Source organism: Aestuariivirga litoralis (genome assembly GCF_015714715.1).
Lineage (GTDB): Bacteria > Pseudomonadota > Alphaproteobacteria > Rhizobiales > Aestuariivirgaceae > Aestuariivirga > Aestuariivirga litoralis_A.
Genome location: NZ_WAHS01000001.1, coordinates 1144689 through 1167468 on the forward strand (window position 1 = coordinate 1144689; position 22780 = coordinate 1167468).

Genomic DNA, 22780 nt, shown 5'->3' on the forward strand with positions numbered 1-22780 from the left:
TCAATCCATGTCGCGACGCATTGATCCAAGCTGGCTGGTTTTCAAGAGCGTTGAGAATGACGCACACGACAGATGTGTCGATCTTTTCAGCCGACCCGACGGTACATTCGGCTTTGAAGAATTTCGCCGAGATATTGAAGACCAAGGGGCGTGGACTCCGGTGAGCTATTTTTCCGGCCAAGCATTTCAATCCGAAAAGGATGCGTGGGCAGCAGCGTTGAAAACAGTGCGCTGGCTGTCTGCGTGAGTTGAGACTTGTGCTTACGCCTCCCCTAAGCTGATCGCGGCGATTCCCGTCCAACACCCGGATCAACATCTTGTTCCTTTCAGAATCCCTTGCCATTGGTGCTGCCATTGCCATCGCTCTCAGTGCGATGTTCACCGCAGCATTGCATAACCGCATTCCGCTGTTTCAGTTGGTCCGCTGGCAGCTCAGCGCTTCATTCGTTATGACGTCTATCGGTGCGACCCTGAATGGCGGCTGGGGCACGTTGGGGCATTGGCAGATCCTTGCTCTCATGGCTTCGGGCGTTGCGGGCATTGTTCTTGCCAGCACCACCTATTTCGCCACCATTTTGACGGTCGGCCCCCGGCTGACTGCCTTGCTGTTTTCGCTCACGTCACCCTTTGCGCTTTTCCTGGGCTATCTGGCTTTGGGTGAGACGATCGATCTGAAGCAAGGCTTCGGCATTGTGTTGATTCTCATCGGGCTTGCGGTGGCCGTGGGCCTTCCGTCACCGCATGCCGCACCCGATGCATTGGGCTCCGATGAAAACGCTCCAAAGCCCCTGCCTGTGGCCAAGGCTCGCCCATGGCTTGGCATCGGCTTGGGCGTGGTCACGGCCATTGGGCAGGCTTTGGGTACATTGCTGGCGCGGCCCGCCATGGCATCCGGCGTGGAACCTTTTGCGGCCATGTCGGTGCGGATAAGCCTTGCGGTTGTATTCTTCTGGGCATTGGCGGCCCTGCCCCAAATTCGAAAGCAAGATGCAGCCTTCCGGGTGAAGGACTTCAGCATCATTGCGGCTTCCGCATTTTCGGGCACCACAGTTGGCATGGTGCTGCTTATGGCCGCGTTAAAGCTTGGCAATGTGGGTATTGTCTCCACGCTGTCTTCAATCACGCCCGTCGTCATCCTGCCAATGGTGTGGATCGTCAGCCGCAAAATGCCGTCCGCCATGGCCTGGTGCGGGGCCGTTCTCGCCGTGATCGGCACGGCAGTAATTAGCCTTAACTGAGCCGGCCCTTACGCCGCTCCCACAGCGCCACCAAAATTCCTGACCCCAAAATCAGCGCGATGCCGATGAAGGCATAAACATCTGGCAATTGCCGCCAGATGAGAAAGCTGAGGGCAATGGCCCATACCATCTGCGAGAATTCAAAGGGTGCCACAAAGCTGCTGTCGGCCAGTTGGTAAGCGTAAGTCATCAGCACCATGAGCACGCCGGTGCAGCAGCCTATCAAGGCCATGATCACGAAATCCCGGGCGCTGGGCCACAGCCAGCCACGGGTGAGATAATCAAGGCTGACATGCCCTGTCATATGCAGTTTGCCGGAGCCGAAAATCGCCGCCAGGATCACAGCGGCGGCGAGATACATGACGTTCTGCCAAAAGGCCACGGACACGGCATCGGTGGTGCGTGACAGCGGGCGCGTCAACACATTGCCTAGTGCATAGAAAAATGCGGCCAGCAACGCGAGGATGGCAATCGCCGCAAACAATGCTGTGCCGGGTTTCAGGATGAACAGCACGCCGATGAAGCCCACGGCCACGGCCAGCCAGCGGAAGGCGGGTACACGCTCATGGAAAAACAGTGCGGCCAGCGGCACGACCCAGAGCGGCATGGTGAAATACATGGCTACTGCTTCGGGATAATTCATCCCCGACAGTGCCAGATAAAACAGCACGCTGGCCATTGCGAGAAGCCCGCCGCGCAACAGCGCAAGTGGCAGATCAGGCACGGTCAGCGAACGAAGGCCGCGCCGGCTGACCACCACGAGAAGGATCATGCACAAGCCAATCGCACAGCGGATTGTTTGCATTTCGTGGAAGGGATAGGCGCCGCTGATCCATTTGATCCCCACATCCTGCAAGGTGGTGAGGCAACACGCGGCGCTGACGGCGAGGATGGCCCCTGCCCGCCGGTTCGGCAATGCGCCCGCCGGGATCACGCTGGAATTGCCGGACATGCGACCTCTTGAATGTGGATGGTGCGGGATGACGGACTCGAACCGCCGACATCTTCGGTGTAAACGAAGCGCTCTACCAACTGAGCTAATCCCGCAACTGGCGCGGAATTAGCGGCTTCACGGGTGCATTGCAAGCATGACGACGTTCCTCCCCAGCCTGCCGGTTTTCCTGGCCTATACGGCCGCGTCGATCCTGCTGTTTGCCACACCGGGGCCGGATATGAGCCTGTTTCTCTCGCGCACCATTTCATCCGGGCGGCGCGCGGGCATTGCCTCGGCCATGGGCTCCAATATGGGCTGCGTGGTGCATACGCTGCTGGCGGCGTTCGGCGTCTCTGCACTGATTGCCGCTTCACATACCGGCTTTCTGATTCTGAAAATCGTTGGCGCGGGCTATCTGCTATGGCTGGCGGTGGATGCGATCCGTCACGGATCCTCGCTCAACGTGGCGGCGCAGGGAAATGCCAAGGCCGATACGCTGCAGAGTTTCGGCATGGGCGTGCTGGTCAATATGACCAATCCGAAAGTGGTGATCTTCTTCATCACGTTCCTTCCTCAATTCATCACGGCGGGTGATCCGGATGTGCGCGGCAAGCTGCTGTTCTTCGGCCTGTACTTTGTGCTGCTGAACATACCGCTCAGCATCATCACCGTTTTGGTGGCGGAAAAGCTGGTGAACTGGCTGAAGGCGCGGCCACGCGTGCTGCGCGGCATCGATTTCACCTTTGCAGGCGTGTTTGCCCTATTCGCCCTGAAGATCGCCTTCACTGAGGGGCGGCATTGAGGGCTTGGGTCTGAAGGTTGCTGCAATCACACTGAAGGCACGGCCAATCGGCGTGAGCAAACTTCCAACTACTGTTTCCAACGCGTCGTCCTTGTGGCCGAGCCCGAAATCAAACTTCTCGCCTTTCTTGGGCACGTAAAGCGTGCCGAAAGCCCAATCCCAGACCGACAGGCAATAACCGAGATTGGTATCGAAATGCTGGGGGTTGGTGGAATGATGCACCTGGTGATGTGCGGGCGACTGGATGATCTTTCCGAGCAGGCCAGTGGCATAGAATGGCAGCTCCGAATGGCGCAGATGCAGAATGGTGTACCAGAAGGCCATCGAGATCAGATTGGCCTTCATCGGGTCAATCACCTGCGCCCCTGCTCCGAAATACCAAACCATTGGGCCCTGTACGAGGCAGGCCGCACCACTCATCAAGATGGGGAACAGCGCCAGCTCAATCGGGTGCTGGCGCCACTCGGTGAGCGGGGTGAGAACTTCGGCGGAGTGATGCACCTTGTGGAACTCCCACAAGAAGGGAATTTTGTGCATCATGAAATGCGAGAACCAGTAGCCGAATTCCACTGCGAGGAAGACGAGCAGCATGGTGATGCCGGTGATGATCCAGCTCGGACCAATGGGGGCTGGTGGTGCGCCGAAAGTGTCGTTCATGAACGCCACGGTACCAGCCACCGACAGAACGGTGGTGCCGCCGACCAGCAGAACTTGCAGCGCCAGATAATAGAGGCCGACGAAAAACATCTTGGCATCAAGCTTGGAGGATTCATGCGCCAGCAGGCGGCTGGGCAGAATGAGCTCTTTCATCCGGCGCAGGCTGACACGCGCACGGCCATTGATGAACATGTAAGCGATGATGCAGGTGGCAGCCGCGGTGACGTAAGTGGGCCAGTAATATTGCGAGTCTGGCTGGGTGACGTAATAGAATGGAAAAAGAAGATAAGCGAATGCCTGGCTCAGCCAATTCATCATGAAAAACCCCGGCCTGGAACATTCCAGACCGGGGTATTGAAAACCCTCGTGGTTAAGCGAAGATTAACGGAGCGCGAATTGCACTATCAATAGCAATTGCGGTGGGTCAGATCGCCATGGATCAGGCCGAGCGAACCGCCCGCACCTGCGCCAATGGCAGCGCCACCCACAGCGTAAGCAGCGCCATAGGCAATGCCTGCACCAATTCCACCCGTGGCAGCGCCGAGAACGGCACCCACGATGAGCAGCGGAACGCCTGGGCCGCCGTCACAGGCGTAATGGGCTTCTTTCCACTTATGCTTGGTTGAGGCTGCCGAAGCTTCCGGTGCAGCAGCGATCACGGTGCTGGCCAGCAGCGAAGCTGCCAATGCGATTTTGAAAACACGGTTCATGGTATCACTCCTTTATGGACTACCCTGTTGATGTTGCCAGGCGTTATCCAACGCCCAACAGGCCCTGAACCTAGCAACTCGTCATCTAACGCCGAAGCCAGGGCCATTGTTCCTGCAATGCTCATCCGCGTTCGAGGCTGGACTCACCCCGGCATTGCAGGCCCTATCATTGGGCCTCATACAGGGCAAAAACAAGGCTCAGCAGCCATGCGCAAAAAGAATGACTAAATCCTTGTTTCAAAAGGATTTAGCCACCTGAAAAATGTTAGAATTTGTTACAGATTGGACAGATTACATGTTTTCCATGCAATCATGAAAAGCGGACCAATAGACCTGCTTGGCTTTCTGGTTGCCGCTGGCGCCGCCGAGGATGGCACCGCCCACCGCACCCAAGGCAAGGCCAGTGATAATGTTGCTGCCAGCGCCATGGCCGGTGAGACCGCCGTAAAGGCCGCCTGCGCCGGCGCCGAGTGCGGCACCCGTGCCCACGCTGTTGCCTTGAGCATGACGGGCCTGTTGAGAGGCATAGGACTTGCAATACTGCTTCTTGGACATTGCCGAGGCATCGCCCACCGACAAGGCCAGTGTGCTGGCGGCAAGCAGGGCAGCAAGCGAGATTTTGAAAATGCGGTTCATGATGATGACTCCTTGTTGGTCTGTTGAACTTGAATGAGCTTGTAACAGCCCGAAGCTGAACCGAATATGAACCAGAACCAGTCCAATCAGGTCAATCTGGAAGGGAAACCATCCGCCCGCAAATCAGTTCCCACCTTATCTTCCAATAACTTGGCAATCTGTGTGGACTGGGCATGGCCGCCATAGGCTGCCTTGCCCTTGATGAACGTATCCTGGGTCAGTTTCGCCAAATCCAGCGGAACGCCGAAGTCCTCGCCGAACTTCATGGCGAAACCAAGGTCTTTCAAAGCGAGATCCATCGTGAAGGCAATGTCGTAACTGCCGTTTAGAATCAGTTGGCCTTCGGTTTCATGCACAAAGCTGGTGCCGCTGGAGGCCGTGATGGCCCGCCAGGATTGAGCCAGATCCAGCCCGCCGCGCTTGGCCAGCATCAAAGCTTCGGCATCGGCCACAAGATGAATGAAGGCCAGCATGTTGGTAATGACCTTGATAACGGCGGCTGAGCCCAGCGGCCCCATGAAGAACATGCGGTTGCCGATTTTTTCCAGCGCTGCCTTGTGTGTGTTGAACAGCGCCTCATCGCCGCCGACCAGAACGGTGATCTCGCCGCGCGCCGCCAAATGTACCCCCCCAGTGACGGGGGCTTCGAGAACTTTCAGGCCCTTCTGGGTAGCGAGTGCGCTTAGGCGCAATATATCGTCGCGGCCCAAAGTGGAATTTTCGATCCAGCACATGCCGGGTTTGGCGTGTTTCAGAATCTCGTCGAGCACCTTTTCGGAAATCACCGGTGACGGCAGGCAGGTGAAAACATGATCCACCTGCCCCACCAATTCGCCAATGGTGGCGGCGTGTTTGGCGCCAGCTTCCACATGACGAACTGCATTCTTCGGGTCGAGGTCATAGACGGTGACATCGAACCCACCGCGCACCAGGCTCATCGCCAGATGGCCACCAAGATTGCCGAGGCCGATATAGCCGTATCTCATTGTACGACCGTGTTGGTCATTTCGAGATGCAGCCTGTTGCCGGTGTAGGGATGGGCCAGAGCGACTTCCTCATTGAGATCGGAACCCATGCCCGGCTCGTTCGACGGGATCACATAGCCCTGCTCCCACTTGATCGGTTTGGTGAGCAGCTGGTTGTGGAATCCTTCGAAACGTTCAATCGATTCCAGAATGAGGAAGTTGGGCAGCGTCACAGCATATTGAATATTGGCCAGCGCTTCGAGTGGGCCGCAATAAAGATGCGGCGCGATCTGCGCGTAATGGGCTTCTGCCATGGCGGCGACCTTCTTTGCCTCCATCAGACCACCGATTCGGCCCAGAGACATTTGCAGGATGGACGCTGCGCGGTTTTCCAGGACGCGGGCGAATTCATACTTGGTGACCAAGCGCTCGCCCGTGGCGATCGGCACGGACGTGCTGCGCGCCACCAATGCCATCTCTTCCGGCATTTCCGGCGGGGTGGGTTCTTCGAACCACAGGGGGTTGAAAGGCTCCAGCACTTGCTTGGCAAAGCGGATGGCGCCGCCGGTGGTGAATTGGCCATGGGTGCCGAACAGCAAGTCAGCCTTATTGCCGACGGCTTCGCGGATGAGCTTACAGAATTTGCGGCACAGCTCCATCGACTCGAGCGAAGGCTGGCGCGGATCAAAAGCCGAATAAGGGGCCGCCGGGTCAAACTTGATGCCTGTGAAGCCGAGGCCTGCATAGTAAGCGGCGCGCTCGGCAGAGGCTTCGGCGTTCCAGTAGATCGAGCTGTCCTGGCCCTTGCTCACGTCGGGATAGATGTAGGTGTAGGAGCGCAACTTCTCATGCACCTTGCCACCCATGAGGTTGTAGACGGGCTGGCCCAAGGCCTTGCCCTTGATGTCCCACAAAGCCATTTCGAGGCCCGACATGACGCCCTGCAACGAAGCATCGGGGCGCTGCGTGTAGCCGGACGAATAGGCCTTGCGCCACATGCTTTCGAGATCAAACGGGCTGATGCCTTCAACATAGCGCCCGAATGTATCCTCGATCATCGCCGTCATGGCCTTGGGGCCGAACGTGTCGCAATAGACCTCGCCATAGCCTGAAATGCCGTTGTCAGTGGTCAGCTTCACGAACACGAAATACGCGCCGCCAAAATGGGGCGGCGGCGTCCCGACGATGAACACTTTCAGGTCTTTGATTTTCATGATTGCTCCCTCAACTTTGTGACAGCCTATTGCACCGCCAGTTGATCTGCAAACGCCGGTGGATTAGTTTTTTTCAACCATTGGTAACTTGCCAAACAAGGTGGAATTCCGCCACAGCAACATGATGCAAGGTGATTTTGATTTTATCGTTGTGGGCGCTGGTGCCGCAGGTTGCGCACTGGCCTACAAATTGACCGAGAACGGGCGTTACAAGGTGCTTCTGCTGGAAGCGGGCGGCAGTGACCGGCGGTTCTACATCACTATGCCGATGGGCTATGGCAAGACGTTCTATGATCCCAAGCTGAACTGGATGTATTCGGCTGAGGCTGATCCCGGCCTCAATGGCCAGGTGGACTACTGGCCGCGCGGCAAGGTGATTGGTGGCTCCAGCGCGATCAACGCCATGGTTTATGTGCGCGGCGATGCGTCTGACTACGAAGACTGGAAGGCCGCCGGTAACACGGGCTGGGGCTGGGATGATGTGTTGCCCGCCTACAAAGCGATGGAAGACTATGAGGGCGGCGGCGATCAATGGCGCGGGAGCGGTGGGCCGCTGTATATTTCTGCCAACAAAAATTACCTGCACTGGACCAACAAGCCGTTCCGCGAGGCCGCCATGGCGGCAGGCATGAAGTTGAATGCAGACTACAATGGTGCGGCACAGGAAGGTGTGGCGACGTCCTTCCAGCTGACCACGCAAGGCGGCATGCGCAATTCGGCCGCACGCGCTTTCCTGAAGCCGGCCCGCAAGCGTTCCAATCTCGCCGTGGTTTCGAATGCGCAAGTCACCCGCATTCTGTTTGAAGGCAAGCGCGCCGTTGGCGTGGAATACAAGCGAGGGGCTTCGCTGCTCACCGCCAAGGCGGGCCGTGAAGTGATCATCTCCGGCGGCACGGTGAACTCGCCCCAACTCCTGCAGCTTGCCGGCATCGGCGATGCCAAGCATCTCCAGGGTCTCGGCATTGATGTGCTGGTGGCCAACAACAATGTGGGCCGCAACCTGAAAGACCATCAAGGCATCAACTATACCTACCGGCTGAAAGTGCCGACGCTGAATGACAGCTTGCGCCCCTGGTACGGCAAGCTGTGGTTTGGCCTGCAATATCTTGCCACGCGCGGCGGCCCGCTATCGCTCAGCATCAACCAGGGCGGTGGTTTCTTCCGCACCAACGAAAAGCGTACACGCCCCAATATGCAACTTTACTACCAGGCGTTCTCGACGTTGATCCCGAAGAACAACGAACGGCCTATCCTCTCGCCCGATCCGTTCTCCGGCATGTCGTTGGGCTTGTCGAACTGTAGGCCTACGTCAACCGGCGAGATCATGATCAAATCAGCTGATCCCTTGGACAAGCCTAAAATCACCGCCAATATTTTCTCGACCGATCACGACGTGCAGGAGATGCTGGAAGCGGTGAAATTCCTGCGCAAGATCGCAGCGCAGGAGCCTCTGAAGAATCTGATCGTCGAAGAGCTGCGCCCCGGTCCTGCCGTGCAAAGCGACAAGGACGTCATCGCTGATTTCCGCCAGCGCAGTGGCACCACCTTCCATCCGTGCTGTACCAACCGCATGGCGCCGACCGCGAAAGATGGCGTGGTTGATCCGCGACTGCGCGTGCATGGGGTTGACGGTTTGCGGGTTATCGATGCCTCGGCGATGCCCGGAATCGTCTCCGGCAATATCAATGGCCCCTCGATGATGATCGGCTGGCGCGGCGCGGAGATGATCCTACAAGATTCCGCGAATTAACCTTTGAAATCCTTGGTCACCAGACAGGGGCGCTTCACGCCATTGTGTGAAAGATACTTGCCCGTCTTTGGATCAAAGGATGTGTATTTTTTCGCGCAATAATCGTTGAAGGCCTCTGTGCCGGGAAGCGGTTTTTCGCTGGCAGACTTGGGCGCAGCAGGTTCGGCTGTCGCGTTATCCTGCGGCGCCGCGGTTTCTTGCGCGGGAGGTGCGGGTGCTTTCACCGGCACGGCCTTGGCCTCGACCGCCTTAGGCTTGGGAACGGGTGGCGGTGCTTCGGCCTTTACGGCTTTCGGCTGAAGGCACGAAGCCAACGAAATCTGGAACTTGTGATCCCAAGTGGCTTGATCAGTCGCGGCCTGATCGGCAAAATCTCTTGCATAGGCTTGGCAATACGCTTGCCTGTCGGCATAGGCCGGGGCCGCCAGGGCAGCCAAACTCACACACACAACCAAAAATCTTTTCATGTAGTGCAATCAAGAGCGCAATTATGGCGTGGATGGGGCAAGCCTGACGGCCAGATCACACGCGGCGGCAACTGCTGACGAGAAGCAGGCTTGCAGCAAATAGCCGCCGGTGGGCGCTTCCCACGATACCATTTCGCCGACGCAGTAACAGAGTGGTTGCTTTTTGAGTTGGCCGTTTGCATCAAGCTCTTCGCGCGCCACGCCTCCGGCAGTTGAAATGGCGCGTGCGATGCCGGCGAGGCCTTGCGGCATTAGTTTCACCGCCTTGATACCTTCGGCGGTGAGTGGCGTTTTGGTTTCATGCAGGAGGGCAATCGCTGCCGGGGTAAGGCCCACGGCCTTGCGCAGGAAGTTGGCCTGGCTCATGGCACCGCGCGGCTTGGACAAGCGCTGGGCAATCGCATCACCCGACAGCGTAGGCTTCAAATCGAATATCAGCGGCTTGCCCGGCTCATCGCGGATGTAGCGTGACAAGGCATAGATGGCGCCACCTTCGAGGCCTTGTTTCGAGATGATGACCTCGCCCTTGGCCTCGGCCGCACCATAGCGCAGTTCGAGATTCTTGAGCGGTTGACCGGCGAAACGTTCGGTAAAATGCGCCGTCCACGGAACAATCACCCGGCAGTTGGCGGGCTGCAAGTCATCGACCGTAATGCCAGCCTGGCGGAACAGAGGCACCCAGCCACCATCCGAGCCCAGATGCGGCCAGCTTGCTCCACCCAGTGCCAGCACTTTCGGTGTGCCATCAAAACCCTGCCATTGCGCATTGAACTGGAATGTAACGCCCTGCCCTGCGAGCCGCTGCAGCCAGGCGCGCAACAGCGGCGAGGTCTTCATTGATTTCGGAAAGATGCGTCCTGATGAACCAGTGAATGTTTCTTGACCAAGTTCATTCGCCCAGGCCACGAGCGCATCCGGAGGAAAGGCGCGGATCATCGGTTCGAGGTAATTGCGTGCCTCGCCATAACGGGCGAGGAATTTATCGAGCGGTTCGGAATGGGTGAGGTTCAGGCCACCGCGCCCGGCCAAAAGGAATTTGCGGGCGGGCGATGATTTGTGATCGAGCACGGTTACGCTCAGCCCGGCTTTTGCCAGAACCTCAGCCGCCATCAAGCCGGCAGGGCCTGCCCCTACCACTGTCACCGTTTTCTTCATCAACCCCTAATAGGGAAGATTGAAATAGGTTTCAGCATCCATCTGATAGAAATCAACGGCTTCGGAACGGCCAGGCGCCACGGCAAAATGCTCGCGCTGATCGGCCTGTTCCATGCCGATGCGTTTGGCCAGGGAGGCCGAGGCCACATTCGGGCGCATGACTTTGCACCACAGTTTGTCGGCGCGCAGGCGTTCAAAACCCAAGGCCAGAAGGGCACGGCCAATTTCAGTGCCAAATCCTACGCGCCAGAGTGCGGGGTGCAAACCCCAGCCAATCTCAACCGATCTATCCATCCTGGCGATCAGGAATGCATCGCCCACAACTTCTGCGGAATACCGTTCTTCGGCCACCAGATGAAACATCTTGCGGCCGCTCTCGCCCTGGACAGAAACCTGGCGCGTGACGAAGGCCTTCACCTCGGCTTCATCGGACAGGCGCTGGGCGATGAAGCGCTGGTAACGCGGCTGCGTCATGTAACAGGCCAAATCCTTGCCATCACCCACGCGCATTTCGCGCAGGATGAGATTTTGTGTTTCGAGGTCTTTCAAGGTGGCGAGCGACAGCATAGATGAAGCTTAGACCTAAAAGCGGGCGGTGATAAATACCCAGTTTTCTTGAGCCTCAATGTGGGCTCAACTGACTGTGGACAATTATCGGCATTCTTGCGATAGGCCGTTCACCACTTAGAACGTTTCTAAAGACTTTAAAGGCGGAGAGAAAAGATGTCAGACGCAGCAGATTCAAAAGCCGGAAAATGCCCGGTTGTTCACACATCAGCAGGCGCTCAGGCCAACCATCATTGGTGGCCGAACCAGCTGAACCTGAAAATCCTGCATCAGAATTCCGCCCTCTCCAATCCGATGGGCCCCAGCTTCAATTATGCTGAAGAATTCAAGAAGCTTGATCTGGCCGCGGTGAAGAAAGACCTCACCGCTTTGATGACGGATTCACAGGATTGGTGGCCGGCGGATTTCGGACACTACGGCCCACTCTTCATCCGCATGGCCTGGCATTCAGCCGGCACTTACCGCGTGGGCGATGGCCGCGGGGGTGCAGGCGGTGGCCAGCAGCGTTTCGCACCGCTGAACAGCTGGCCGGACAATGGCAATCTCGACAAGGCGCGCAGGCTGCTTTGGCCGATCAAGGAAAAGTACGGCAACGCGCTGTCCTGGGCGGATCTGATGATCCTCACCGGCAATGTTGCTTTGGAATCGATGGGCTTCAAGACGTTTGGTTTCGCGGGTGGGCGGGCTGATACCTGGGAGCCTGAGGAAAGCGTTTATTGGGGCGCTGAGGACAAGTGGCTTGAGGACAAGCGCTATTCCGGCGACCGCCAGCTCGAAGGCCATCTGGGTGCGGTGCAGATGGGCCTGATCTATGTCAATCCGGAAGGCCCGAATGGCAAGCCAGACCCGGTGGCTGCGGCGCGCGACATCCGCGAGACCTTCGCACGCATGGCGATGAATGACGAAGAAACGGTGGCGCTGATTGCTGGCGGCCACACCTTCGGCAAGACCCATGGTGCGGGCGATGCCAAGCTGGTGGGCGTTGAGCCGGAAGGTGCGAACCTGGAAAATCAGGGCCTCGGCTGGATGAGCAGCCATGGCTCGGGTATCGCCGGCGATGCTATCACCTCCGGCCTTGAAGTGACCTGGACGGCCAAGCCTACGCAATGGAGCCAGGGCTTCTTTTCCAATCTGTTCAACTTCGAATGGGAACTGACCAAGAGTCCGGCAGGCGCCAACCAGTGGACGCCCAAGAATGGCGGCGGCGCGGGCACGGTTCCCTCGGCGCATGATCCATCAAAGAAGATTGCGCCGTCGATGCTGACGACTGACCTGGCGCTTCGCATGGATCCGGCTTACGAGAAAATCTCGCGCCGGTTCTTTGAGAATCCGGATCAGTTTGCCGATGCCTTTGCGCGCGCGTGGTTCAAACTCACGCACCGCGACATGGGCCCGAAGGTGCGTTACCTGGGGGCTGAAGTGCCGAAGGAAGACCTGATCTGGCAGGACCCGATCCCGGCTGCCACCGGCCCTACCCTTGCGCCGTCTGATATTGCCGCGCTGAAGGACAAGATCGCAGCGACCGGGCTTTCGGTCTCGGAACTCGTTTCGACCGCCTGGGCTTCAGCCTCGACCTTCCGTGGGTCTGACAAACGCGGCGGGGCCAATGGCGCACGCATCCGCTTGGCCCCGCAGAAGGATTGGGCGGTGAATGAGCCGGCCAAGCTGGCGAAGGTTCTGAAGTCGCTGGAAGGCGTGCAGAAAGACGCTGGCACCGCTGGCATCAAGGTGTCGCTGGCTGATCTGATCGTGCTGGGCGGTGCTGTGGGTGTGGAACAAGCGGCCAAGGCAGCCGGTCATGCGGTGGAGGTTCCCTTCACGCCGGGCCGCGCTGATGCCTCGCAGGAGCATACTGACGTGGCGTCATTCGCCGTGTTGGAACCCACGGCAGACGGCTTCCGCAATTATCAGAAGAGCACTTCGGCCATTCCGGCTGAAAAGCTGCTGATTGACCGGGCGCAATTGCTCACACTCACTGCGCCTGAACTCACGGTACTGATCGGTGGACTTCGCGTGCTCGGCATCAATGCGGGCGGCACCAAGCATGGTGTGTTCACGCACAATGTGGGCCAGCTCAGCAATGACTTCTTCATCAACCTGCTGGGCATGGGCAATGTGTGGAAGCCCACAGACGACAAGGGCGAAGTCTATCAGGGCACAGACCGCAGCACGGGCAAGCCGACCTGGACTGCGACGCGTGTGGACCTGGTGTTCGGTTCAAACTCGCAACTGCGTGCGTTGGCGGAAGTTTATGGCCAGAGCGACTCGTTGCCAAAGTTCCTGAAAGACTTTGTGGCCGCGTGGAACAAGGTGATGAATGCGGATCGGTTCGATCTCGCCAAGTAAGCGTTAAGGGCGGGATTTTTCCCGCCCTTTTTATCTTCAAACCGAGGTGCTGGCGAACCATTTACGTCCTCGCAACCTTGAGTATAGATGCCGGTTTCCGCACCGAGGCAGGAATTGACTTTTGCAGCGCAAAAACGTAATTGCGGGGCCATGCTTTCCGGGCTTGGCGAGATTTTTCCGGAGCATTGGATCACTCGCATTCGCCAGAACGGTTTTTTCATTCGATGAGTTTTGCCGAACTGGGGCTGAGCCCCAAAGTGCTTGAGGCCGTTACGTCGGCTGGTTATACCACTCCGACCGCCATTCAGGCCGAAGCCATTCCCCATGCCTTGCTGCACAAGGATGTGCTGGGCCTGGCCCAAACGGGCTCCGGCAAGACCGCAGCTTTCGTGCTCCCAATGCTCTCCATGCTGGAAAAGGGCCGCGCCCGTGCCCGCATGCCACGCACACTCATTCTGGAACCCACCCGCGAACTTGCGGCACAGGTCGAAGAATCATTCGCCACGCTGGGCAAGAATCACAAGCTGACGGTTGCACTGCTTATTGGCGGCGTGGCCTTTGATCCGCAGGCCGCCAAAATTGACCGTGGCGCTGACGTGGTGATCGCCACACCGGGCCGCCTGCTCGACCATTTTGAACGCGGCCGCCTGCTGATGACCGGTATTGAAATGCTGGTGATCGACGAGGCTGACCGCATGCTCGACATGGGCTTCATTCCTGACATTGAGCGCATCTGCAAGCTGCTGCCCTTCACGCGCCAGACGCTGTTCTTCTCGGCCACCATGCCGCCGGAAATCCAGCGCCTCACCGCGCAGTTCCTGCATAATCCAGTCAAGATCGAAACCGCCGCGCGCTCTTCCACGGTGGAAACCATCACGCAGCAATTGGTACAAACCCCGCATGACCCCAAGGCCAAGCGCGATACGCTGCGCCGCCTGCTGCAGACACAAACCAACATCAAGAACGGCATTGTGTTTGCCAACCGCAAGACCACAGTGGCGCTGCTTGAAAAGTCGCTGCAGAAGCATGGCTTCAATGCCGGTGCCTTGCACGGCGACATGGACCAATCGGCCCGCACCAAAATGCTGGCCGCTTTCCGCGCCAATGAAGTGACACTGTTGATCGCATCGGATGTTGCTGCGCGCGGGCTTGATATTCCTGATGTGAGCCATGTGTTCAATTTCGATGTGCCTATTCATTCGGAAGATTATGTGCACCGCATAGGCCGTACGGGCCGCGCCGGGCGCGAGGGCCATGCCTTCATGCTGGTGACGCGCGAGGAGAGCAAACAGCTCAACGCCATTACCTCGCTGATCAAGAAAGACATCCCCTATTTCACGCTGGAAGGTGCTCCTGAAGTTTCCTCCGCTGACGGCGATGCGCCGCGCCGCGAGCGTGGTGGCCATGGCCGGTCCCGCGGTGGTGGTGAACAGCGCCGCGAGCGTGAGCCGCGTGCCGATCGTGCGCCGAGGCCCTCTCGTGCCGAGCCGGTTGAACAGGCTGCGCTTGCTGAAACCGTGCAACAGGATGAGCAAACCTCGGCAGCACCACGCCCTGAGCGCAAGGGACGTTCTGAAGCTGCTGAGCGCCGTGAACGCAATTCTCGCCGCCCGCCTCGCAATGAGCAGGGCCGCGATGATGCGGTGCAGGATTCTTCGGGGTTCCACGAAGGCAATATGCCGGCCTTTCTGACAAAGCGCTAAATCAGTTATTTCAATCACTTCGCAACTTCGTAACGGATCATTATCCGTGAACGGACGAGTTTTGCTTTTCGTTCACCAATGGACGCTAGTCTCTTGGCATGTCGTCCGAGAGCAAAACTCAGAAATTGCGTGCGCCCCGCCAACGGGTGTTAAAGACGGCCAAGATCGTGATGCTGAACGATTGGCGATTCTACGATTGCACAATCCGTGATATTTCGGCCGGCGGCGCCAAGCTCATCTGTGGCGAGCAATCCTACATTCCCAATGAATTTCGCCTCTACACGCCATGGGACCATTCAATCCGCAGCGCCCGCGTCGTATGGCGCAAGGGCAACCAGATGGGCATCGCGTTCACTTCGGAAAAGACGGAAACGCCGCGCATGAAGATGCTGGACGGCGACAAGTTGAGCATGGCGTAAACTATTTCGTTCTCTGAGTCCGAGCCGGTTTCTTTTTGACAGGTGTTGCGGCAAGCGCAATCAATGCCTTACGGCACCAAGTTTCCATCTCTGCGGGATCATCGAGGCAAGAAATAGGTGCCGTCCAATAAGGCATGGCTATATGCCTGCCGTCGGGATTTCCCGGGGTAAACTGCTTGCCGCCCAGCGCATTCAATTCATCAGCGAGGCTGCCTGTGGCCTTGAGATAGAATTCGTCATCAATGATCAACGCAAAAATCTGCGGCCCCAGATAAAGCCCCATTTCGCCGAACATTCTTTTGGTAGTGACTTTGCCCAGGCCCGCCATCAGGTCCAGAACCTGATCGGCGACGCCGGGTGTTACGCTCATTGCGCGGCGGCAACCAGCTGCACGCTTTCGCCGCAGCCACAGGCCGAAATCTGGTTCGGGTTGTTGAACACAAAACCGGACTTCAAAGTGCCACTCTGGAAATCCATTTCGGTGCCCAGCAGGAACATCACGGCCTTGCTTTCGATCAGCACGCGCGCGCCATCCTGCTCCACCACTTCGTCGAACTTACCCTGCTCGACTGCCCATTCCATGGTGTATTCCATGCCGGCGCAGCCGCCATTCTTGACACCGACGCGCAGGCCCACGCCTTCTTGTTTGGCCATCAGCTCAAGCAGGCGCGAAATCGCCGCGGGGGTGATTTTCAAGATTGACGGACGGGGGCGTGCAATAGCTGTAGCCATGACTTCATCCTACCACATATTCATCGCCATGCGGGCTTCTTCGCTCATGCGCGAATGATCCCAGGGCGGGTCAAAAGTTATGCGGGCTTTGGCGGATGCCACGCCCGGCACTGTCGATACGGCATTTTCTACCCACATCGGCATATCGCCGGCCACGGGGCAGCCCGGAGCAGTCAGCGTCATTTCGATGGCGACGTTGCGGTCATCATCGATATCCACCTTATAGACCAGGCCCAGCTCATATATATCGACGGGGATTTCCGGATCGTAAACCGTCTTCAAGGCCGAAACGATGTCATCGGTCAGCCGCGCCAGTTCATCCGCCGGGATGGCCGACGGGTTCGGGGCGTTCTCGCCGGTGGCATTCGCCACTTCGGGGGCCGCTATGGTCGATGCTTCGCTCAATTAAAGATCCACAATTTAACTGAATACTCTTTGTGCAGAGATAAGCGCTACCGCCAGTTTATCAACCTCTTCCATCGTATTGTACATGGCGAAGCTGGCGCGGGCGGTAGCGGTGACACCGAGGCGCTGCAGCAGCGGCTGGGTGCAATGGGTGCCGGCGCGCACAGCAATGCCTTGGTGGTCGATAATGGTCGATATGTCATGAGGATGAGCACCCTGCATGGCGAAGGAAATGATGGGGCCTTTGTGCTTGGCGCGGCCGAAGATTTTGATCGAATTGATCTTGCTCAGGCGCTCCATGGCGTAATCATGCAGCGCCTTTTCATGGGCTTGCATGGCATCAAGGCCGACGGACTGCATGTAATCGAGCGCTGCGCCGAGGCCGATGGCCTCCACGATGGCCGGCGTGCCGGCTTCAAAACGGTGCGGCGGGTGGTTGTAGGTGATACTGTCTAAAGTAACTTCCGAGATCATCTCGCCACCGCCTTGATAAGGCGGCATTTTCTCCAGCAACTCAGCCTTGCCGTAAAGCACGCCGATGCCGCTGGGGCCATAGGTCTTGTGGCCAGTGAAGACGAGGAAATCTGCACCGAGCGCCTGCACATCGATCTTGCCATGGACGGCGGCCTGACTGGCATCGAGCAGAACCGGCACGCCATGGGCATGGGCGATCTTGATCACCTCAGCCGCAGGCACTTCGCTGCCCAGCGCGTTCGACATCATGGTGATGGCCACCATTTTGGTCCGCTTGGTGATGAGCTTGGCGAATTCCTCGATCAGGAAATTGCCTTCATCATCAATCGGCGCCCATTTGATCACAGCACCGCGACGCTCGCGGTGGAAATGCCAGGGCACAATATTGGAATGATGTTCCAAGATGGAGATGATGATTTCATCGCCCTCCCCGATCACGCTGTTGCCGTAGCTTTGAGCGACCAGGTTGATCGCCTCGGTGGCGTTGCGGGTGAAGATGATCTGGTCTTTGGACGGCGCATTGATGAACCGGCGCACGCTTTCGCGCGCGGCTTCGAACGCGTCAGTGGAGGCGTTGGAAAGGAAATGCAGGCCGCGATGCACATTGGCATAGGTCTCGATCATCGCCTTGGTCATCGCATCGATGACGGCCGTGGGCTTTTGCGCCGAGGCGGCGTTATCGAGATAGACCAGCGGTTTGCCATAAACCTCGCGGGCGAGGATGGGGAAATCGGCACGGATTTTGGTGACGTCAAACGTCATCCGTGGATCACCCATTTTTCAGCCAAGGCTGCCAAAGCTTCACGCAGATCATCCTGCGCCACCATGTCGAAGGCTTCTCCGACGAAGGCGGCGATGAGCAGCGACTTGGCTTCCGATTCCGGTATGCCGCGCGATTTCAGATAGAACAGATGATCGTGATTGAGATCACCCGCAGTGGCGCCGTGGCCGCAGACCACGTCGTCGGCGAAAATCTCAAGCTCCGGCTTGGCGTCGAATTCAGCAGTCTCTGACAACAACAGCGCGTGGCTGGATTGCTTGCCATCGGTCTTCTGCGCATCGCGTGCTACGACAACCTTGCCCTGGAAAATGCCGCGGGCGTTGTCGTCCATCACACACTTAAATAATTCACGGCTGGTGCAATGCGGCTGGGCGTGATTGATCACCAGCGCCGTATCCACATGCTGCTTGTCGCGCAGCAAGTAAGCGCCGCTGATTTTTGCGTCGCCGTTCTGGCCATGAAAGTTGCATTTGCCATTCTGGCGGGTGAGCAAAGCGCCGAGATGCACCGTCACGTCATTCAGATGCGAATCCTGATGCAGGTTCACGTTCACATGCGAGAGATGCGTTGCAGCGGAAGCATCATTCTGCAGCTTCAGCCGGTCCAGCTTGGCGGATTTGCCGAGATCAATTTCGGTGACGCTGTTGATGACGTAATCGCCCTCACCCACAAAGGTCTCGATGATCGAGGCGGATGCGCCTTCAGCAACCGTGATGCGGTTGTGCAACCCCATGGCGCGCGGAGCCGCGTTGGTGGCGATGTGGATGATCTCGGTCAAGTGTTCGGTCTGACCCTGGAAGTCGAGCACCTTGCCACTGGCCTTCAAAGCACGGTTGATTTCGATCAGTTCGCCTTTGGCGTGGGATTCTTCGGTGTTGTCGCTGATTTTCAATCCTGCGAGACGGGAGTGCTTCTCATCGAACACGCCATTCACAAACACCACGCGCGCCTTGGCGGCTTTGGTGAAGGGTGAAGTGGCCAGCAGGCGCTCAACATCCTTGGCCGCCGCCTCTACTTTGGCCGGCGGATAGGGCTTGGTGAGACGCGCGCGCACATCGGTCCAGCGCCATTCCTCCATGCGCCGGTGCGGCAAAGATACGCCCAGGGCCTGTTCGGCCGAGGTCAATTCCAAGGCTGTGCTCACGCCGCCTTCTCCGCAAAGTCGGCATAGCCGTTCTTTTCGAGTTCCAGCGCCAATTCCTTGCCGCCGGTTTTCACGATCTTGCCATCCGACAGAACATGCACAACATCCGGCACGATGTGATCGAGCAGACGCTGATAATGGGTGATGACGATCATCGAACGTTCCGGTGAGCGCAGAGCGTTCACGCCTTCGGCCACCACTTTGAGCGCATCGATATCAAGGCCGGAATCGGTTTCATCAAGCACGCAGAGCGTGGGTTCCAGAACCGCCATCTGCAGGATTTCGGCGCGCTTCTTTTCGCCGCCGGAGAAGCCCACATTGACGGGGCGCTTCAGCATGTCCTGGCTGATGTTCAGCTTGGCCGCGCGCTCTTTCACAAAGCGCATGAAGTCCGGAATCGACAATTCCTTTTCGCCGCGCGCTTTGCGCTGGGCGTTGAGTGCGACCTTCAGGAACTGCATGGTCTGCACGCCGGGGATTTCAATCGGATACTGGAACGCTAAAAAGAGTCCCTTGGCGGCGCGCTCATTGGGGTCGAGTGCAAGCATGTCTTCGCCATTGTAAGTCACGCTGCCTTGCGTCACTTCATAGCCTTCACGGCCCGAGAGCACGTAAGACAGAGTGGACTTGCCGGAGCCGTTGGGACCCATGATGGCATGCACCTCACCTGGTTTTACGGTGAGCGTGAGACCTTTCAGAATTTCGCGCCCCTCGTCCGCCAGTTTGACGTGGAGGTTTTCGATCTTCAACATTATCGGATTGCCTTGCCAGTCTTGATCGACTGCTTGTTGAGTTCAATGATTTCCACCGCCGAAGGCGCAAACTTCGTCACGGCTTCAAGCAGGCTTTTCGAAGTGCGGTCGTCCTGACGCTTCACTTTGAAACCGTCGGTGCCCCAATCAGAATAAGAAATGGCCGTGTAGCCGCCGCGCGTCGTGGCGGTGAACACTTCCAGCGTGCCGAGGTAAAATCCATAAGACGTATTGCCGCTGCCGAAGACGCGCGCGCTCTTTTCAAAAAACTGCGCCAGGCCTTGAGTCTGCGCGGTCCAATAAGTGGTCAATTCCGTAATCATCCAACACTTCCTTCCAAACTGATGCCGATCAATTTTTGCGTTTCGGCCATGAATTCCATTGGCAATTGCTGCAGCACATCGCGCACGAAGCCATTGACGATAAGGGCCACGGCTTCCTCCTGCGAGAGGCCGCGCGACATGCAGTAGAACATCTGATCATCGCTGATCTTCGAAGTCGTTGCCTCATGCTCGAACTGGGCGGTCGAGGTTTTGGCTTCGATATAGGGCACAGTGTGTGCGCCGCATTTGTCGCCGATCAGCAATGAGTCACACTGGGTGAAGTTGCGGGCATTGAGCGCCTTGCGGTGGGCTGAGACGAGGCCGCGATAGGTGTTGTCGCTGCGGCCGGCGGCGATGCCCTTGGAGATGATGCGGCTTGATGTGTTCTTACCCAAATGGATCATCTTGGTGCCGCTATCGACCTGCTGGCGGCCATTGGAAATGGCAATTGAATAGAACTCGCCGCGCGAATGATCGCCGCGCAGAATGCAGCTCGGATATTTCCAGGTGATGGCCGAACCGGTTTCAACCTGTGTCCATGAAATCTTGGAATGGGCGCCACGGCAATCGCCGCGCTTGGTCACGAAATTATAGACGCCACCCTTGCCTTCAGCATCGCCAGGATACCAGTTCTGCACGGTGGAATATTTGATCTCGGCACCTTCCAGCGCGATCAGCTCGACCACGGCGGCGTGGAGCTGACTTTCCTCGCGGGTGGGTGCGGTGCAGCCTTCGAGATAGCTGACATAGGAGCCCTTGTCGGCAATGATGAGCGTGCGCTCAAACTGGCCGGTGTTCCTCGCATTCATGCGGAAATAGGTGGAAAGCTCCATCGGGCAGCGCACGCCGGGCGGCACGTAAACGAACGAGCCATCGGAGAAGACGCCGCTGTTGAGTGCCGCGAAATAATTATCGGCCTGCGGCACCACGGAGCCGAGATATTGCTTCACCAGATCGGGATGCTCACGCAACGCTTCCGAGATAGAGCAGAAGATCACGCCGGCTTTGGCCAGTTCATCCTTGAAGGTGGTGACCACCGAGACCGAGTCAAATACAGCATCCACGGCCACGCGTGATTCACGGATCTCATTGCCGTCTTCGTCGAGCTGGCTTTTCTCGCCCTGCTTTCGCACGCCCGCCAGGATTTCCTGCTCCTTGAGCGGAATGCCGAGCTTGGCGTAGGTCTCAAGCAGCTTTGGATCGATCTCGTCTAGCGACTTGGGCGCAGCGGAAGATTTGGGTGCGGCGTAGTAGTAGAGATCCTGATAATTGATCTTCGGATAATTCACGCGGGCCCAGTTGGGCTCGTCCATCGTCTGCCAGACGCGGTAGGCCTCAAGGCGCCAATCCAGCATCCATTGCGGCTCGCCCTTTTTGGCCGAGATGAAACGAACGATGTCTTCGTTCAGGCCCTTCGGCGCGTATTCGCTCTCGATATCGGTTTCGAAGCCGTATTTGTATTTATCGACTTCGATCGTCTTGACGAGATCGATGGTTTCCTGGTCTGCCATTATGCTGCCTTTGCCTTCGCGCGTGCGACCAGCTTGTGGGTCACGGCGACGAAGTGCTCAATATCTTGTTCTGTTGTATTCCAGCCCAGCGAAACGCGAATGGCACCCTTGGCCAAATCGGGGGCGACACCCATGGCTTTCAGCACGTGGCTCTGCTGCACCTTGCCTGAGGAACAGGCCGAACCCGATGAGACGGCGATACCGTCCAGATCATAATTCATCAGCAGGCTTTCTGCAGAAAGGCTGGGAATGGCGAAGCAGGTGGTGTTGGACACGCGCGGTGCGCCCTGCCCGAAAATGATGGCGCCCGGCAGTGCTGCTTCCAGCTTGCGTTGCAGGGGTGAGAGATCAAGCTGCGGTTCGCGCGCCAAAGCCGCGAAGCCAGCAATCGCGGCGATGTTTTCGGTGCCGGCACGGCGGCGCAATTCCTGGCCGCCGCCTAGCAGCAAGGGCTCAATCGGCAAGCCATCGCGCACAATCAACGCGCCGATGCCGGTGGGGCCACCCGCTTTGTGGGCGCACACCGTCATCAGATCACAACCGATGAGGCCGAAATTCGTGAGCGTCTTTTTGAAGGCTTGCACCGCATCAACATGGAACAAGGCGCCAGCCTTGCTGGTGATGGCCGCGATCTCATGCAATGGCTGGATCACGCCGGTTTCGTTGTTCACGGCCATGACAGACACAAGCACCTTCTGGCCGATGATCATTTTCTCAAGTGCTTTGAGATCGACAATGCCGTGGCCATCAACGGGGATGATCTCGACTTTCGTGCCGCTGGCCTTGGCGGCTTCCAGCACGCTCGGATGCTCAGTTGCCGGGACGAGGATGCGTTCCACATCAACGCCGCGCAATGCCATGTTGTTGGCCTCGGTGCCCCCGCTGGTGAAGATGATCATCTCCGGCAGGCAACCCAAGGCAAAACCCAAAGTCTGGCGTGCATCATCGATCAGCTTGCGCGCCGCCCTGCCCTCGGCATGGACCGACGACGCATTGCCGCCCTTGTCCATGGCCGTCAGCATTGCCGCCTTCACCGATGGGCGAAGCGGGCTGGTGGCATTATGGTCGAGATAGGTACGCATGGCTTCAGGCTCA

At 57.9% G+C, this 22780-nt stretch carries 25 protein-coding genes and 1 tRNA gene; 7 read left to right on the top strand and 19 right to left on the bottom strand.

Annotation, left to right across the window (positions count from 1 at the left end; all coding sequences use genetic code 11):
- Nucleotides 1–7 precede the first annotated feature (7 nt).
- Both F8B91_RS06005 and F8B91_RS06010 read left to right on the top strand, forming a co-directional pair.
- Nucleotides 8–247 carry a hypothetical protein gene (locus tag F8B91_RS06005; RefSeq protein ID WP_196502777.1) on the top strand — a complete coding sequence of 80 codons (240 nt, stop codon included), beginning with the start codon at nt 8–10 and terminating at the stop codon, nt 245–247.
- 70 nt (nt 248–317) lie between these two features.
- Nucleotides 318–1238 (top strand): DMT family transporter, encoded by a 921-nt coding sequence (locus tag F8B91_RS06010; RefSeq protein ID WP_196502778.1) that lies wholly within the window; start codon nt 318–320, stop codon nt 1236–1238.
- On the opposite strand, the gene F8B91_RS06015 is transcribed toward F8B91_RS06010, so the two are convergent.
- Complete coding sequence (locus F8B91_RS06015) at nt 1231–2190, bottom strand: DMT family transporter (protein WP_196502779.1); 960 nt, start codon at nt 2188–2190, stop codon at nt 1231–1233. The genes F8B91_RS06010 and F8B91_RS06015 overlap by 8 nt on opposite strands.
- A 19-nt stretch (nt 2191–2209) precedes the next feature.
- A tRNA-Val gene (locus F8B91_RS06020) sits at nt 2210–2285 on the bottom strand.
- A gap of 41 nt (nt 2286–2326) precedes the next feature.
- Here F8B91_RS06020 and F8B91_RS06025 point away from each other — a divergent pair.
- The gene (locus tag F8B91_RS06025; RefSeq protein WP_196502780.1) at nt 2327–2974 is read left to right on the top strand and encodes a LysE family translocator; all 648 of its coding nucleotides are present in this window, start codon (nt 2327–2329) and stop codon (nt 2972–2974) included.
- Here F8B91_RS06025 and F8B91_RS06030 read toward each other — a convergent pair.
- The 5 genes from F8B91_RS06030 to F8B91_RS06050 all read right to left on the bottom strand — a co-directional run bounded on the left by F8B91_RS06030 (nt 2933) and on the right by F8B91_RS06050 (nt 7156).
- Nucleotides 2933–3949, bottom strand: a complete 1017-nt coding sequence (locus F8B91_RS06030) for a sterol desaturase family protein (RefSeq protein ID WP_196502781.1) — start codon at nt 3947–3949, stop codon at nt 2933–2935. The genes F8B91_RS06025 and F8B91_RS06030 overlap by 42 nt on opposite strands.
- Before the next feature lie 86 nt (nt 3950–4035).
- A complete protein-coding gene (locus F8B91_RS06035; protein WP_196502782.1) occupies nt 4036–4341 on the bottom strand; it encodes a hypothetical protein in 306 nt (101 codons plus the stop codon).
- 291 nt (nt 4342–4632) lie between these two features.
- A complete protein-coding gene (locus F8B91_RS06040) occupies nt 4633–4977 on the bottom strand; it encodes a hypothetical protein (protein WP_196502783.1) in 345 nt (114 codons plus the stop codon).
- Between the two features lie 86 nt (nt 4978–5063).
- Entirely contained in the window at nt 5064–5963 is a 900-nt protein-coding gene (locus F8B91_RS06045; RefSeq protein ID WP_196502784.1) for an NAD(P)-dependent oxidoreductase, read from the bottom strand.
- Complete coding sequence (locus tag F8B91_RS06050; RefSeq protein WP_196502785.1) at nt 5960–7156, bottom strand: mandelate racemase/muconate lactonizing enzyme family protein; 1197 nt, start codon at nt 7154–7156, stop codon at nt 5960–5962. Before F8B91_RS06050 ends, F8B91_RS06045 begins: the two co-directional genes overlap by 4 nt.
- 121 nt (nt 7157–7277) lie before the next feature.
- Here F8B91_RS06050 and F8B91_RS06055 point away from each other — a divergent pair, with 121 nt between their 5' ends.
- A complete protein-coding gene (locus tag F8B91_RS06055) occupies nt 7278–8906 on the top strand; it encodes a GMC family oxidoreductase (protein WP_432432024.1) in 1629 nt (542 codons plus the stop codon).
- On the opposite strand, the gene F8B91_RS06060 is transcribed toward F8B91_RS06055, so the two are convergent.
- Genes F8B91_RS06060 through F8B91_RS06070 form a run of 3 tightly spaced genes read right to left on the bottom strand, consistent with a single transcriptional unit; the run spans nt 8903 to nt 11095 of the window.
- On the bottom strand, nt 8903–9373 hold the full coding sequence (locus F8B91_RS06060; protein WP_196502786.1) for a BA14K family protein: 471 nt from the start codon (nt 9371–9373) through the stop codon (nt 8903–8905). The two genes, F8B91_RS06055 and F8B91_RS06060, sit on opposite strands and share 4 nt — an antisense overlap.
- A gap of 21 nt (nt 9374–9394) precedes the next feature.
- Nucleotides 9395–10528: an NAD(P)/FAD-dependent oxidoreductase gene (locus F8B91_RS06065; RefSeq protein WP_196502787.1), complete on the bottom strand. Its 1134-nt coding sequence runs from the start codon at nt 10526–10528 to the stop codon at nt 9395–9397.
- Between the two features lie 6 nt (nt 10529–10534).
- Nucleotides 10535–11095, bottom strand: coding sequence for a GNAT family N-acetyltransferase (locus tag F8B91_RS06070; RefSeq protein WP_196502788.1), 561 nt, complete (start codon nt 11093–11095; stop codon nt 10535–10537).
- 156 nt (nt 11096–11251) lie between these two features.
- On the opposite strand from F8B91_RS06070, the gene katG reads away from it, so the two are divergent.
- The 3 genes from katG (at nt 11252) to F8B91_RS06085 (ending at nt 15563) form a co-directional block, all read left to right on the top strand.
- Nucleotides 11252–13441, top strand: a complete 2190-nt coding sequence (gene katG / locus F8B91_RS06075; protein ID WP_196502789.1) for a catalase/peroxidase HPI — start codon at nt 11252–11254, stop codon at nt 13439–13441.
- Nucleotides 13442–13665: 224 nt separating this feature from the next.
- Nucleotides 13666–15144 carry a DEAD/DEAH box helicase gene (locus F8B91_RS06080; protein ID WP_196502790.1) on the top strand — a complete coding sequence of 493 codons (1479 nt, stop codon included), beginning with the start codon at nt 13666–13668 and terminating at the stop codon, nt 15142–15144.
- 125 nt (nt 15145–15269) lie between these two features.
- Nucleotides 15270–15563 (top strand): PilZ domain-containing protein, encoded by a 294-nt coding sequence (locus F8B91_RS06085; protein ID WP_196502791.1) that lies wholly within the window; start codon nt 15270–15272, stop codon nt 15561–15563.
- Between the two features lies 1 nt (nt 15564).
- Here the strand turns inward: F8B91_RS06085 and F8B91_RS06090 are convergent, their stop codons facing one another.
- From F8B91_RS06090 to F8B91_RS06130, 9 genes are read right to left on the bottom strand one after another with little or no spacing between them, the layout of a single operon-like run.
- The gene (locus F8B91_RS06090; protein WP_196502792.1) at nt 15565–15891 is read right to left on the bottom strand and encodes a TfoX/Sxy family protein; all 327 of its coding nucleotides are present in this window, start codon (nt 15889–15891) and stop codon (nt 15565–15567) included.
- Between the two features lie 38 nt (nt 15892–15929).
- Nucleotides 15930–16295, bottom strand: a complete 366-nt coding sequence (locus F8B91_RS06095) for a HesB/IscA family protein (RefSeq protein WP_196502793.1) — start codon at nt 16293–16295, stop codon at nt 15930–15932.
- A gap of 9 nt (nt 16296–16304) precedes the next feature.
- Nucleotides 16305–16700 (bottom strand): SUF system Fe-S cluster assembly protein, encoded by a 396-nt coding sequence (locus F8B91_RS06100; protein WP_196502794.1) that lies wholly within the window; start codon nt 16698–16700, stop codon nt 16305–16307.
- 15 nt (nt 16701–16715) lie between these two features.
- On the bottom strand, nt 16716–17951 hold the full coding sequence (locus tag F8B91_RS06105) for a cysteine desulfurase (RefSeq protein ID WP_196502795.1): 1236 nt from the start codon (nt 17949–17951) through the stop codon (nt 16716–16718).
- Complete coding sequence (sufD, locus tag F8B91_RS06110) at nt 17933–19099, bottom strand: Fe-S cluster assembly protein SufD (RefSeq protein ID WP_196502796.1); 1167 nt, start codon at nt 19097–19099, stop codon at nt 17933–17935. The genes F8B91_RS06105 and sufD overlap by 19 nt, the downstream gene beginning before the upstream one ends.
- On the bottom strand, nt 19096–19851 hold the full coding sequence (gene sufC / locus F8B91_RS06115; RefSeq protein WP_196502797.1) for a Fe-S cluster assembly ATPase SufC: 756 nt from the start codon (nt 19849–19851) through the stop codon (nt 19096–19098). Before sufC ends, sufD begins: the two co-directional genes overlap by 4 nt.
- Nucleotides 19851–20174 carry a hypothetical protein gene (locus F8B91_RS06120; RefSeq protein ID WP_196502798.1) on the bottom strand — a complete coding sequence of 108 codons (324 nt, stop codon included), beginning with the start codon at nt 20172–20174 and terminating at the stop codon, nt 19851–19853. Before F8B91_RS06120 ends, sufC begins: the two co-directional genes overlap by 1 nt.
- Nucleotides 20171–21688: a Fe-S cluster assembly protein SufB gene (gene sufB, locus F8B91_RS06125; protein WP_196503906.1), complete on the bottom strand. Its 1518-nt coding sequence runs from the start codon at nt 21686–21688 to the stop codon at nt 20171–20173. Before sufB ends, F8B91_RS06120 begins: the two co-directional genes overlap by 4 nt.
- Complete coding sequence (locus F8B91_RS06130) at nt 21685–22767, bottom strand: cysteine desulfurase family protein (protein ID WP_196502799.1); 1083 nt, start codon at nt 22765–22767, stop codon at nt 21685–21687. Before F8B91_RS06130 ends, sufB begins: the two co-directional genes overlap by 4 nt.
- Nucleotides 22768–22780 lie beyond the last annotated feature (13 nt).

Coding starts and splice junctions, on each gene's coding strand:
- F8B91_RS06005 (WP_196502777.1), top strand. CDS start 8: ATGTCGCGACGCATTGATCCAAGCTGGCTGGTTTTCAAGAGCGTTGAG.
- F8B91_RS06015 (WP_196502779.1), bottom strand. CDS start 2,190: ATGTCCGGCAATTCCAGCGTGATCCCGGCGGGCGCATTGCCGAACCGG.
- F8B91_RS06025 (WP_196502780.1), top strand. CDS start 2,327: ATGACGACGTTCCTCCCCAGCCTGCCGGTTTTCCTGGCCTATACGGCC.
- F8B91_RS06030 (WP_196502781.1), bottom strand. CDS start 3,949: ATGATGAATTGGCTGAGCCAGGCATTCGCTTATCTTCTTTTTCCATTC.
- F8B91_RS06035 (WP_196502782.1), bottom strand. CDS start 4,341: ATGAACCGTGTTTTCAAAATCGCATTGGCAGCTTCGCTGCTGGCCAGC.
- F8B91_RS06040 (WP_196502783.1), bottom strand. CDS start 4,977: ATGAACCGCATTTTCAAAATCTCGCTTGCTGCCCTGCTTGCCGCCAGC.
- F8B91_RS06045 (WP_196502784.1), bottom strand. CDS start 5,963: ATGAGATACGGCTATATCGGCCTCGGCAATCTTGGTGGCCATCTGGCG.
- F8B91_RS06050 (WP_196502785.1), bottom strand. CDS start 7,156: ATGAAAATCAAAGACCTGAAAGTGTTCATCGTCGGGACGCCGCCGCCC.
- F8B91_RS06055 (WP_432432024.1), top strand. CDS start 7,278: ATGATGCAAGGTGATTTTGATTTTATCGTTGTGGGCGCTGGTGCCGCA.
- F8B91_RS06060 (WP_196502786.1), bottom strand. CDS start 9,373: ATGAAAAGATTTTTGGTTGTGTGTGTGAGTTTGGCTGCCCTGGCGGCC.
- F8B91_RS06065 (WP_196502787.1), bottom strand. CDS start 10,528: ATGAAGAAAACGGTGACAGTGGTAGGGGCAGGCCCTGCCGGCTTGATG.
- F8B91_RS06070 (WP_196502788.1), bottom strand. CDS start 11,095: ATGCTGTCGCTCGCCACCTTGAAAGACCTCGAAACACAAAATCTCATC.
- katG (WP_196502789.1), top strand. CDS start 11,252: ATGTCAGACGCAGCAGATTCAAAAGCCGGAAAATGCCCGGTTGTTCAC.
- F8B91_RS06080 (WP_196502790.1), top strand. CDS start 13,666: ATGAGTTTTGCCGAACTGGGGCTGAGCCCCAAAGTGCTTGAGGCCGTT.
- F8B91_RS06090 (WP_196502792.1), bottom strand. CDS start 15,891: ATGGCGGGCCTGGGCAAAGTCACTACCAAAAGAATGTTCGGCGAAATG.
- F8B91_RS06095 (WP_196502793.1), bottom strand. CDS start 16,295: ATGGCTACAGCTATTGCACGCCCCCGTCCGTCAATCTTGAAAATCACC.
- F8B91_RS06105 (WP_196502795.1), bottom strand. CDS start 17,951: ATGGGTGATCCACGGATGACGTTTGACGTCACCAAAATCCGTGCCGAT.
- sufC (WP_196502797.1), bottom strand. CDS start 19,851: ATGTTGAAGATCGAAAACCTCCACGTCAAACTGGCGGACGAGGGGCGC.
- F8B91_RS06120 (WP_196502798.1), bottom strand. CDS start 20,174: ATGATTACGGAATTGACCACTTATTGGACCGCGCAGACTCAAGGCCTG.
- F8B91_RS06130 (WP_196502799.1), bottom strand. CDS start 22,767: ATGCGTACCTATCTCGACCATAATGCCACCAGCCCGCTTCGCCCATCG.